The organism is Peribacillus sp. FSL E2-0218, from assembly GCF_037992945.1.
Taxonomy (GTDB): Bacteria; Bacillota; Bacilli; order Bacillales; family DSM-1321; genus Peribacillus; species Peribacillus simplex_B.
The window spans coordinates 4,984,512-4,997,199 of sequence record NZ_CP150304.1; the positions used below are offsets into that span (position 1 = coordinate 4,984,512).

Annotated in this window: 11 protein-coding genes; all 11 read right to left on the minus strand. The window is 44.6% G+C overall.

Translation table 11 applies throughout. The annotated features are described in order from the left end of the window. Positions 1 to 259 precede the first annotated feature (259 nt). Positions 260 to 2,497 (minus strand): S8 family serine peptidase, encoded by a 2,238-nt coding sequence (locus tag MHI53_RS24125; protein WP_340372481.1) that lies wholly within the window; start codon positions 2,495 to 2,497, stop codon positions 260 to 262. 291 nt (positions 2,498 to 2,788) lie between these two features. Beyond that, positions 2,789 to 3,931, minus strand: a complete 1,143-nt coding sequence (gene wecB / locus MHI53_RS24130; protein ID WP_340372482.1) for a UDP-N-acetylglucosamine 2-epimerase (non-hydrolyzing) — start codon at positions 3,929 to 3,931, stop codon at positions 2,789 to 2,791. Positions 3,932 to 3,955: 24 nt separating this feature from the next. After that, positions 3,956 to 4,585, minus strand: coding sequence for a uracil phosphoribosyltransferase (gene upp / locus MHI53_RS24135; protein ID WP_061141285.1), 630 nt, complete (start codon positions 4,583 to 4,585; stop codon positions 3,956 to 3,958). A gap of 219 nt (positions 4,586 to 4,804) precedes the next feature. Next, positions 4,805 to 6,046, minus strand: coding sequence for a serine hydroxymethyltransferase (glyA, locus tag MHI53_RS24140; RefSeq protein ID WP_061141286.1), 1,242 nt, complete (start codon positions 6,044 to 6,046; stop codon positions 4,805 to 4,807). A gap of 521 nt (positions 6,047 to 6,567) precedes the next feature. Beyond that, entirely contained in the window at positions 6,568 to 7,161 is a 594-nt protein-coding gene (locus MHI53_RS24145) for a TIGR01440 family protein (protein WP_185113038.1), read from the minus strand. 81 nt (positions 7,162 to 7,242) lie between these two features. Further along, on the minus strand, positions 7,243 to 7,689 hold the full coding sequence (gene rpiB / locus MHI53_RS24150; RefSeq protein WP_057911903.1) for a ribose 5-phosphate isomerase B: 447 nt from the start codon (positions 7,687 to 7,689) through the stop codon (positions 7,243 to 7,245). Between the two features lie 127 nt (positions 7,690 to 7,816). Next, positions 7,817 to 9,106: a methyl-accepting chemotaxis protein gene (locus tag MHI53_RS24155; RefSeq protein WP_340372483.1), complete on the minus strand. Its 1,290-nt coding sequence runs from the start codon at positions 9,104 to 9,106 to the stop codon at positions 7,817 to 7,819. Positions 9,107 to 9,128: 22 nt separating this feature from the next. Next, positions 9,129 to 9,572, minus strand: a complete 444-nt coding sequence (locus MHI53_RS24160) for a low molecular weight protein arginine phosphatase (protein ID WP_340372484.1) — start codon at positions 9,570 to 9,572, stop codon at positions 9,129 to 9,131. Between the two features lie 190 nt (positions 9,573 to 9,762). Beyond that, positions 9,763 to 10,329 (minus strand): manganese efflux pump MntP family protein, encoded by a 567-nt coding sequence (locus MHI53_RS24165; RefSeq protein WP_061141288.1) that lies wholly within the window; start codon positions 10,327 to 10,329, stop codon positions 9,763 to 9,765. 78 nt (positions 10,330 to 10,407) lie between these two features. After that, the gene (locus MHI53_RS24170) at positions 10,408 to 11,460 is read right to left on the minus strand and encodes an L-threonylcarbamoyladenylate synthase (protein ID WP_061141289.1); all 1,053 of its coding nucleotides are present in this window, start codon (positions 11,458 to 11,460) and stop codon (positions 10,408 to 10,410) included. 280 nt (positions 11,461 to 11,740) lie between these two features. Continuing rightward, positions 11,741 to 12,625 (minus strand): stage II sporulation protein R, encoded by an 885-nt coding sequence (spoIIR, locus tag MHI53_RS24175; RefSeq protein WP_340372485.1) that lies wholly within the window; start codon positions 12,623 to 12,625, stop codon positions 11,741 to 11,743. Positions 12,626 to 12,688: the final 63 nt, after the last annotated feature.

Genomic DNA, 12,688 nt, shown 5'->3' on the forward strand with positions numbered 1-12,688 from the left:
TGTAGATCTGTGGGTTAGCAAGGTAAATTTGCCCGTAATAAGTCCAAATAGAGAGTCGAAAAAGCACTCCTATTTGTCACGTTATTGACGTATGAAACCCCTCTCATTCTACATCCTTTGTTAGCATACAATAGGCTAGAATCAATGTCAATGAGTGGTTAGTGAAATTTGTCACAGGTTTGTAATTATTAACGAAACGTTCACAAATTATCTTTTTTATGCTATTGACATCCGATTTATTTTACATATTGTCTTATGTTCACTCAATATGTAACGTCTTTTCCACCCGATCTTCCCTTCCATTCCTCCTTGCAAAGATAATTGCTTTATACACTCCTTTAGGTGGCAAGTTCTTCCTCAGGACATTCTTTTTGATCAAACCAGAAGGTGCCGGCTTCGACCAATCCAGATATCCTGCAAATTTTAAGCTATCTTCCTCATAAAGGGCAATCCCGAATTCGTCGGCCCCCCTCGGAAGGTACATTTCGTAACGATAAGTTCCAGCTTGATCTCCTTGTCCAAAATCAAAACCCATCACCCTTGGATAATCAGGCTCTTCTTTCACATATAAATAGGGAAGGGAAATTCTTTTCGTTCCTTCCATTATAAGAAGGTAGCCATCGAAGACTCCCTTTTCCAAATCAGCCGGGTTTACCTGAAGCCCCACTTTCAGCCTTTTCTTTTCCTTCGGCTTCAAAGTAAGGGATTTCGGCAACTCCCATGTGAGCCCCTTCTCCTTTAGTGGCACTTTAAACGAATAGTTCCTCATTTTCGTTCCCGTATTTTCAATCAATATCGTTTCATGATGCTCTTCAATTCCACCCTTTTTCGTATACATCCCAAATGATAACGAGCTTGGATTCAAGAGCGTGTCCGCCTTTAAGGCTTCGTCGATCTGGATGCGTCCCGCCCCTTGTTCATATGTGTGATAAAATTCGCCGGCAGATTTCCTTAATGGCTTGGATGTGCTCATCAATGCCGATTTCACTTGATCGGGGGTCCAGTCCGGATGCTTTTGCAAAATCAACGCGCACGCTCCTGCCACATGCGGAGCTGACATGCTGGTTCCGTCGAGTGACATATATCCATTAGGAATGGTGCTTTCAATTTGGACTCCAGGCGCCAATACGTCCGGCTTTATTCCCCATGATACTGTCACCGGACCTCTTGAGCTAAAATCAGCGAGCCGATCTTGTTCGTTTTTATATAAGAAGCGAACGGTATGACTATGCTCTTGCTCCATGACTTTCTTAAGGCGCAACCCATCTCTTCTATTAATAGAAGCCACTGGGATATTCATTTCTTTTTCCAGGCTTCCTGTAAAGGTCCCGCCCGTATTATTATAGATGATCACTCCTTCGGCACCCGCCTTCGCCGCATTGGATGCCTTCTGCTGGAAAGTGAGTACCCCGCGCTCCAGCAACACAATCTTATCCTGGGCATGCTTCAGGTCTTTTTCATCTCCAAGACCGCCATCCATCACCTCTTCGGAAAACGCCAGATTCCATTTCCTCGACCCTTGAAATGAATGCAAGCGCGTATGATGCTTTTTCGAACCTAGGCCGTAAACCATGAACGGAACCTTTAAAGGAGGAGTGGATGCTCCGACGGAAATCGCTTTTTCCGAGGTTCCTGGAGAACCGACAGTCCATACCTCCGGACCGGAGTTTCCATTCGAAGTCACGGCTACGATGCCGCTTTCGACCGCCTTATTCAACGCAAGCGATATCGGTAAATCCGGACCATTTACGTTATTGCCGAGAGATAGGTTCAATACATCCATCTCATCCTTCATTGCCGACTCGATAGCCGTCAAAACTTGCTCGGTATCCCCAGCACCGCCTGGACCCAGCGCCCGATATGCATAAATCTCCGCTTCCGGGGCTACGCCCTTCAGTTTTCCATTGGCAGCTATGATACCTGCAACGTGCGTTCCATGTAATGTATCCAGCTCACCCTGTTTTTTAGTTTCCATCGGATCTCCATCACCATCAACCAGATCCTTCCCTCCCCGATAAGCCCGTTGTAAATCCGGATGTGTATAATCAATCCCTGTGTCGATCACCCCAACTTTGACTCCTTTTCCGGTGATTCGATGGTTCTCCTCATCAAGGAAAGCTCTCACCCTCTCTCCTCCTATGTATGGGACACTTTCATCCAAGACAGCATGATACGTGGAAACCTCCGTAACCGCCTGGATATCATTTTCCTTTTTAAGCCGTTCGATCTCATTGAGGCTTCCCCGTAACGAAAAACCATTAAGCGCAACCGAATAAACCGTCCGTAACTGGAGAGTTGGATATTTCCCAAGCAGTTCACTGATTTTTTTTCGCTCAATAGCTTGATCCATCGTGACAACGACCGTCACTTTTTTAGATTCGGATAACTTGGGCAACGGCGGCAAAATGATGGATGCCGCTTCCTTTTCATATGAATAAGTAAATAATAGAAGAAAAACAGTTATATATATGAACAATTTCATTACCAGCTTCAACATAATCATCCCCTTAGCTGTTAGCTTTTCTCAACAACCTTGGAGTATGCAAATAAAAAGGAAAAGCAGTATCGCTTTTCCTTTTTATTTTTCTACTTCCCAGCCCCATTCTTGAATTTGAAGCAATCACCGGCAATATAGCTGACCTATGCAAGTAACTCACGATGGTCCCCAGTGAAACGAAACGCGCCCTTCTTTTTCACGCACAATGGAATGCAACGGTAAAGTCCAACCATCCAAACAAAAAAAACTGCAGACAAATCGAGTTTGTCTGCAGTCTAAAATTATCCTTCATTATGAATCAAATCTAGTTGGCGGTACATCCACTTGCTTGAAATAGTAACGGATCGCTTCCGCTATACGAGCTGAAGCATTCCCATCACCATACGGATTCGAAGCCTTGGACATTTTTTCATGTTCTTCTTCGTTCGTCAGTAATTCATGTGCCATATTGAAGACCATCTGTTCATCAGTGCCCGCCAATTTTAAAGTACCAGCCAATATCCCTTCAGGACGTTCAGTCGTATCCCTTAAAACAAGGACGGGTACCCCAAGTGACGGCGCTTCTTCTTGGATGCCTCCAGAGTCGGTCATGATCAAATAAGCCCTTGAAGCGAAGTTATGAAAATCCAATACATCCAATGGCTCGATTAAATGAACCCGGGATTCCTCTCCGAGAATTTCATTTGCCAGTTCCTGAACAAGTGGATTTAAATGGACTGGGTAAACGACTTGAATGTCATCATGCTCGGCAATGAGTCTCTTGACAGCCCTGAAGATATTCCGCATCGGCTCCCCTAGATTTTCCCGGCGATGAGCAGTCAGTAAAATGAGCTTGTCTTCTCCCAATCCAGTTAAAACGGGGTGGCTGTATGAGGACCGTACCGTCGTTTTTAAAGCATCAGTCGCCGTATTCCCCGTCACGAAGATATTGTCCTTCTTGTTTTCGTTCAACAGATTCGCTTCCGCTTTTGAAGTCGGAGCAAAATGCAAGTCCGCCATCGTCCCGGTAAGTTGGCGATTCATCTCTTCCGGGTATGGGGAATATTTATTCCAAGTGCGCAACCCCGCTTCTACATGGCCAATGACGACCTGATTGTAAAAGGCAGCCAGGCTGGCGACAAACGTTGTAGTCGTATCACCATGGACAAGGACGATATCAGGCTCGGCTTCCTTCATGATGGAATCAAGACCGTTTAATGCCCTCGTTGTGATATCGGCAAGTGTTTGCCTATCCTTCATGATGTTCAGGTCATAATCCGGCTGGATCGAGAATAATTCAAGAACTTGATCTAACATTTGACGATGTTGAGCCGTAACGGCAACGATCGGCTTGAAATGTTCTGGGTGTTTTTGGAATTCCAAAACTAACGGAGCCATTTTGACGGCTTCCGGTCTCGTACCGAAAATTGTCATGACCTTTATCGGTTCGTTCATTCGTTACACCTCAGTTTCCATCCATTATTTTGTGCCGAATAAACGATCTCCCGCGTCTCCCAGACCTGGAACGATGTAACCATGTTCATTCAGCTTCTCATCAAGTCCTGCAATATAAATATCCACATCAGGATGAGCTTCTTTTAATGCATCCACACCTTCTGGAGCTGCAATCAGGCACATGAATTTAATATTGACCGCACCGCGCTTTTTAATGGAGTGGATCGCTTCGATGGCAGAACCGCCGGTAGCTAGCATTGGATCAACGACGATACATTCCCTCTCAGCCAAATCACTCGGCATTTTCGCATAATATTCGACAGGTTTCAATGTTTCCGGATCACGGTATAGACCGACATGTCCGACCTTGGCAGCAGGAATCAATTTAATGATTCCGTCCACCATCCCTATGCCCGCACGCAAGATTGGAACGATCCCCACTTTTTTACCCGAGAGCATTTTCACCTTCGCTGTGCTTACCGGTGTTTGGATTTCCACCTCTTCAAGCGGCATATCCCTTGTGATTTCAAACGCCATCAATGAAGCCACTTCATCAACTAGTTCGCGGAATTCTTTTGTTCCTGTATTTATATCGCGTATATAGGCTAATTTGTGTTGAATTAACGGGTGATCGAAAACAAAAACTTTTCCCATTTGGCATCTCTCCAATTCCATTGCTTAATTTTGCTCTTTTTATGATTTCCCTATTTGAATAGAAAAATTTTCGTGCCTTTAAATTCACTTCAACCTATTTTACAGAAAAAAGGTTCAATCTTCAATAAAGGTTTAGATGTCAGACCTATTTTCACAATTCAGATTCTTCAATTATAATCCGCAGAAAAAACCACTCCTAAAAAAGGAGCGGCTCGGATATTACAATGAAGGATATAATTCGAACTTACTCGTTAACGATTCCACACGTTGTTTCGCTTCTTCAAGTTTAGCCTCATCTTCATTATTCTTCAGAACAAGTCCGATGATCGATGCTATTTCATCCATATCTTCCAAACCGAAGCCACGCGATGTCACAGCAGCGGTACCGATACGAATACCACTCGTTACGAATGGTTTTTCCGGATCATAAGGAATCGCATTTTTGTTAACCGTAATTCCGATTTCATCAAGAACGTGCTCAGCGATTTTTCCAGTCAATCCTGTAGAGCGTACATCAAGAAGAATCAAGTGATTGTCCGTCCCATCAGAAACAAGGGTGAACCCTTCCTTTTTCAAACCTTCGCCCAAGCGTTTGGCGTTGTCGATGATTTGCTGTGCATACACTTTAAAATCTTCTTGAAGCGCTTCGCCGAATGCAACAGCTTTAGCGGAGATTACATGCATCAATGGCCCGCCTTGAATACCCGGGAAAATTGATTTATCGATTTTCTTGCCAAATTCTTCTTTACAAATGATCATCCCACCGCGTGGTCCGCGAAGTGTTTTGTGAGTTGTTGTCGTTACGAAATCAGCATAAGGGATAGGACTTTGGTGCAATCCTGCAGCAACAAGACCTGCGATATGGGCCATATCTACCATCAAATATGCTCCAACTTCATCTGCAATCTCGCGGAATCGCTTGAAATCAATTTCTCGTGGATACGCGCTCGCACCTGCGACGATCATTTTTGGTTTGTGCTGACGCGCTTTTTCCAATACATCATTATAATCGATACGGTGGTCTTTTTCGTCTACACCATATTCTACAAAATTATAATTGACGCCACTGAAGTTTACCGGGCTGCCATGTGTTAAATGTCCCCCATGGGAAAGGTTCATGCCAAGCACCGTGTCGCCTGTTTGAAGTACCGTGAAGTATACCGCCATATTGGCTTGAGCCCCAGAGTGCGGCTGTACGTTCACATACTCTCCGCCGAAAATCTCTTTTGCACGATCACGGGCCAGATCCTCAACGATATCGACATACTCACAACCGCCATAATAACGTTTTCCAGGGTAACCTTCTGCATATTTATTGGTTAGGACCGATCCTTGAGCTTCCATGACCGCTTCACTCACGAAGTTTTCAGAAGCAATAAGCTCGATCTTACTTCTTTGACGCCCTAATTCCAGTTGAATTGCGTTAAACACTTGCTCATCTTGCTTGGCTAAACGATTCATTCCGTAATTCCTCCTCAAAATGTGCGTGATTCGCTTTTTAGTATTTATGTGCAACATGTCTTCATAAAGACATGAAAAAGCCTGTCCCATAATAATTAGAAAATTCTACTCCATTTTAACATGTCTATTTTAGAAGTGATAGTGTAATTTTATCGAACGTTAAATGTTTTTACATTTGTAAATGTTCGTATTTAACTTATTATTTTTGTATAATACTTCATTTAACCTAGGTTCACAAGCTAAAATGACTTCCATCCCCCCTGAAATACAGTTCCCTTCCATTTATGACGATTTAAAAATGGCATGGCTTGATGGAGCTTGTCTACAGTCAGGCGATGTCGGTTTCACGAAGCATTTCAGATATTACCCTTAAAACGTCACTTTCCACTCGGATCAGGACCTTTGTTTCTTGTGCAGGCCATCCAAATAATCAAAAAGGGTTCCGGAATGAGACCTCCGAAACCCTGCTTATAAACGGAACATGCCTCATACGAGACCAGGCGTGCGAGCCAACCGTCTACTCAATGACAACTCTTGTTGACGGAAATGTCCTGATAGACGGCCCGCTCCCCGCCGATAAGTTTGGGGCGGGTTTTTGCCATCGTCACATGTGCGTGCCCTATTTCCTTGATGGCAGATCGAAGCGGAACGGCCACATGCTTTAAATGCATACCAATGAAGGTATCCCCAATATCCATGCCCGCTTCCGCTTTAATATGCTCCACGACTACGGCATCTTTCCATTGTTGAAAGGCGTATGTTGCCATTGATCCGCCTGCCGTCCTGACCGGTATGACGGACACTTCTTCATACCCTCTTCGCACAGCCGTTTCCCTTTGCAAGACCAAGGCCCGATTAAGATGCTCGCAACATTGATAGGCCACTTGGACACCGGTTTTTTCTTGAAAATCGCTCACAACGGAAAATATCATCCCGGCAACATCGAGCGTTCCTTCCGTGCCGATCCGTTTTCCCACCACTTCACTTGTACTGCAGCCAATGACCAACAGTTGTTTCTCTTTCAAGGCCGCCTCTTCTTGAAACTCATGCAAAAGTTCCCGAAACTGGTTTTCCCATCTCTCAAGTTCATTTGAAATTTTAGCTCCACTTGACATGAAAACGCATCCTTTCAATAAGAAAACTTGCTATCCGAAGAAAAGTCAAATCACTGCATATCCTTTTCAAGGATTTACGCTTCAGCTATGTTTTCCTTCATAGTCGGCTATTTTTCCGATCCTATTTTGATGGCGGCCGCCTTCAAATTCCGAGGTCAGCCATGTTTGAGCGATTTCCCTGGCAAGTCCAGGTCCGATGACACGCTCTCCCATCGCCAGCATATTGGTATCATTATGCTGACGGGTCAATTTAGCGCTATAGACATCATGCACCAAAGCACAGCGTATCCCTTTGACTTTATTCGCTGCAATGCTCATCCCAATCCCTGTACCACAGATCAAGATGCCCCGATCGAACTCACCCTTTGCCACTTTTTCAGCAACAGGCAAAGCATAATCCGGATAATCGACTGACGTACTGCATTCACAGCCAAAATCCTCAAACGGGATCTGTAACTCATTCATTAAATTCTTGATTTCTTCACGGATATGAATTCCACCATGATCCGAGGCAATCGCAACTTTCATCAAAATCCTCCTCTTGCTTTTTATTTGATTTCATTGTGTCACAAAATTGTGAAAAGATAAAGGATGGCGGCCGCCGTCCATGCCTAAAAAGAAGCAGGAAACCGCTCCGGTTTCCTGCAGGGAATTTTCAAGTGTGAAAGCGTGTAATGGTGCTTTTCAGATTTTCCGCTTGGTTTTTGAGTTCCAACGCCGATTTTTCGACATTTTCCATCATGTTTACCTGCTCGTTTGTCACAGCCATAACCTCCATCGCTCCAGCAGAAGTCTCCTGAGCAATGGCAGCCACTTCCTGGGACTGCCTGGATGTTTCCTCTACACTTTCCATTTGACGATCAATAAGCTCTGTAATATCTTTTACCGCAGCGACAACATTATGTACCGTTTTTGTCATGCCTTCTATAGCTATATCCGTTTCCGTCCCCTTTTGAGCCTCTTCATTTGCCGTTTTGACCTGATCACTTATCTGCTTGACGACAGCCCTGACTTCAACCTGAATGTTTTGAACCAAGTTCGAAATGCCCTGCACAGCTTTAGCACTTTGATCCGCTAACAGCCGGACTTCTTCAGCAACAACTGCAAAACCTTTTCCATGCTCCCCCGCCCGGGCTGCTTCGATGGAGGCATTCAGTGCAAGCAGGTTCGTCTGTGCCGCGATATTTCCGACAAGCCCGATGATTTGTTCCACTTTTTTTGCATGCTCCTCCAAGCGCTCGACTGATTCCAAAGACTGTTGGTTTCCATATGCAAGCTGATTGATGCCGTCGACCAAGGAATTGACTACCGTTTTACTCTTGATGAGCTCTGCAGCCATTTCACCTGATAGACCGACGGACTCCTGCGCTTTTGTTTGAACCTCCTGGGCTAAAATGCTGACCTCGTCAATCGATTCGGCCGTATTCATGATGGAAGCGGCTGAGGTTTCCGCCCCTTTCGAAATTTCCCCGATCGTCGTTGCCATGTTTTCTGCCTGTTCCGATGCTTTTGATGATTCTTGAGAAATATGGATGACCTTTTCATTCGTCTCATGGAAATTCGCTTCAATATTCCGAACCATCTCCCGCAGGTTAGAGAGCATATGGTTGAAGGCAATGCCCAATGAACGGATTTCATCATCCGTCTTCGGCAGTACAACCGCTTCATTAATGCTGCCATCGGCGGCAATCAGCACGGCCTTTTCCAAATTTTTCAATGGCTTGGTAATGACACCTGCTGCAAAAAACGCAAGAATCCCTGACCACAATATCCCTAATAAAAGTGTCCCTGCACCAAAACTAAGTGAATGCATGTTGGCAAAAAACATGGGCTGGACCACGAAGATGAAAAACGCTGAGATCGAGTAGGTGATCAGAGCGAGGACCGTGATGAAGATAACTAATTTTTTTCTCAAACCAAACTTATAACCCGAATTTCCCACCATGCTATTTCCCCCTGTAGACTTCTTACTCTTGCAGCCTCATGACCAATTTTTCAATTAAATCTTGCAGCTCCTTGAACGTTTCCCGATAAATGCCTTCCGAACCTCCAAATGGGTCGATTATGTCTCTATCATATTTATCGTCAAGAACGAACTCTTTTAAAGTAAAAGTCTTATCGATCATATTGGGGTGTCCACTGATGATGACGGCTTTATGCCCTTGGGTCATGGTGAAAATATGAGTCGCCCATTCCATTTCCTCTTTGGTTAGAGGCTTCGATCGATGATTATGGACAATGTCATTTTCAACGAGAATATGACTAGCGTGCATTGAAGCACCTTGTCCAGCGGAGGCGTAAACGCCAGCTGACCTCACTTCCACACCCGGAAGGTTCTTATTCTTCAAAATCGCTTCTGCCATTGGACTTCTGCATGTGTTGCCTGTACATACAAATAATATTCGGATCATTTTAAAGCCTCCCTTTTTATCCATTATAAGCCTTCGCAGATTTTTTATAGTCAAAAAAAAAAAACGACACTGCCTATATAAAATCCCCTTTGCCCATGATTGAGCGTTTCCGCCCTTAACCAGAAACAAAAATAAAAACCGCCCCAGAAACGGAACAGTTGAGGAAGGACGAATATGATGTTGGATTTATTTATAACGAGAACAATAATTTCAAACCAAATGCACATAGGATGCTGCCGCCAAGAATCTCACTATAAACACCGAGCAACCCCTGCATTTTTCTTCCCAGTAAAAGACCTGCCCACGTCAAAAGGGTGGCAGCAATCCCAAAACAAAGGATGGTCACAACCGTTTTTGCACCGTAAATCCCCAGGGTCAAGCCTACCGAAAAGCTATCCAAGCTTACACCTAAGGCGAAAATCAACAGGCCTTTTCCAACAGGCGCCAGCATCTTATTTTCCCTTGAACCAGATTCATCCTTTTTACCCGGAATGAACATTTGTATTCCAAGTATGATCAGCAAAAGACCACCTGCATATGTGGCAAAGGTTCCAAATTTATCGGAAATGAAACGCCCTGCCCCCATACCAAGCAAAGGCATCCAAATATGAAAAATGCCTACAACCAGCCCTATAGAAAATATTTGCCTCAATCTCAGCTTAAACATTCCCATGCCGAGACCGACTGAAAAGGCATCCATTCCCAACGCGAATGCCATAAGCAATAAGGTGATGATTTCTCCAGCAAATGTATTCATCCCAATCCTCCCTCGGACGTGCCTACTACATGTTATGCATGTCCGAAAAGAAATAGAAGGATAAAAATCAGCGCTTATTTATACATGCCATTCGTCAATGACTTGGTGACCTGCCGCCTTCTCAAGCCGATTCATGACTGCAGCACCAATACCTGATTCAGGAAAACTTTCACTAAAAATGATATCCACATCCAGCTCATCAAACTGACGCAAAGCATCATATAGCCCTGTGGCAACAGTATCCAATTCCGCCAATGAACCAGGGACAACCACATGATCCGCCCTATAATCAGCTTCGTGCTCAAGAGCCGTTATGATGCCCACCCTGAGCCCTGCCTTTCTTTTTTCATCGACGAGCCTTTGCAGGAAAGCTGGATGACCTTTGACTAAATATAGAGGGGCTTTCGGTGCATAGTGAGTATATTTCATGCCTGGAGCCTTTGGGGCCGTATCCTGATTCTTCAAAGCGACATCCTGCTGCACATCGCCGATGACGGCCTTCAGTTGTTCCAGAGTCACCCCGCCGGGCCTTAAAATAATCGGGACCTCCACCGTGCAATCAAGAACTGTGGATTCCACCCCTACACCTGTCGTGCCTCCATCGACTATGCCTGCAATCCGCCCGAATAAGTCATCCTCGACATGTTTAGCCGAAGTAGGGCTTGGTTTGCCTGAAGTATTGGCGCTGGGAGCAGCAATAGGCAGATCACTCGTGCGAATGATGCCGAGGGCAACCTGATGATCGGGCATCCTGACGCCAACCGTGTTCAATCCGGCTGTCACAAGGTTTGATAGCTTGCCCGGTTTATGTTTCAAGATCAATGTCAAAGGTCCTGGCCAAAATTCAGCCATAAGCCTGCGAGCCTTTTCGGGAATGTCTTCAACAATATCCTCCAGTTGCCCCTTAGAGGCTATATGGACGATCAAAGGATTATCACTTGGACGGCCCTTCGCTTCAAACACTTTTTTCACCGCCTCGTCACTTTTGGCATTCGCTCCTAGTCCATAAACGGTCTCTGTAGGAAAAGCAACCACTTGGCCGGCCTTTAACAATTCAGCCGATTCTGTAATTTGGGGATAACTTTGTAAATTATCCACATTTTTATCCACTGACCAAACTTTCGTTTTCATTTTAAACACCATCGCCTTTTACCATTTCTTTTTTTATCCAATCGCTTTTATATGAGCGATATTTTCATTAAATCGCATAGATTTTACTTAAAAGTACTTTGAAAGTATAAAAGAAGTATACACAGAATTCAAGCGTTATCCACAAATTGTGGATAAGCATATCGAAACGGTGGATAAGTTTGTGGATATTAATGATTAATGACAGACTTTTTCGATATTTTGTTAATAACTCTGTGGATATGTTGTTCAATAACTAAAAAAGAGGGTCATTGCCCTCTTTTTAAAATAGATCATTGAAAATTTCTGCGAATAATGACTTCACTTCCACCTCGGGCTCCTTTTCCCCTTCATACAATTGTTGGCTCTGTTCAGTCGATTTTGCCAGCTTTTCTTCCTCCTCTGGCGCCGCCTTCGCATTTCCCTCTGATTTCACAGCTTCTTCCTTCACTGTATCCACCTGTGCTGCCGGTCTTGCCGATTCCGCTGCCACTTCTTCCTTAACCAATTCCTCAGGCGCTTTTCCCTGTTCCTTGGTAACTACTGCTTTAGCTTGTTCGTTTGGAGCAGAGTTCTGTTCTTCCTTCGTTGCAGCATACACCTTGCCCCTCGAGGCTGACTGCGCTTCCTCTTCTTCCTCCGTTATCGGACTTTGGCTCACTGCCGTCCCATTTGAAAAATCAAGGAAGCATAACGGCGGAAACAAGACACACCACCAATTCGCGCCTTCACCTTCGCCGAGCGTGATGATCACGGCTTCATATTCCCCGGCCGGATATAAGTATTGTCCATAAAGTTTTGTCGGAAATTCCGCTTGGCCAAAATCGACTTTCACTGACTGTTCCAAGCCATTCTCCTTTACGACCGCCTCCGCCTTGGCTTGAATATCAGGCAGATGAGAGGTAATTACATCCCTCGCCTCATCCAAGGAGGTAAGCTCCTGGACCCACTTCGTGATATCCTTATTAACCTCATCCCTAATCAACCTTTTGACTGCTTGATCCTTTTCTTCATCGCTATTTGCTAGTATCCTCAGGCGGATTGCCTCATCCGGGATCACCTTGGTTTCTTCGGCACCGACCACTTCCGCTTTCGGCATATATATACTTACAATCGTTCCTATCGTTAAGATTACTAGATAAATAATGGCTAAATGTTTAGTTTTCATCGCCTTCGCCCCCTCACATGAATCAGTCTCACCATTTTCCATCTATCTTAAACTAGTAAAATA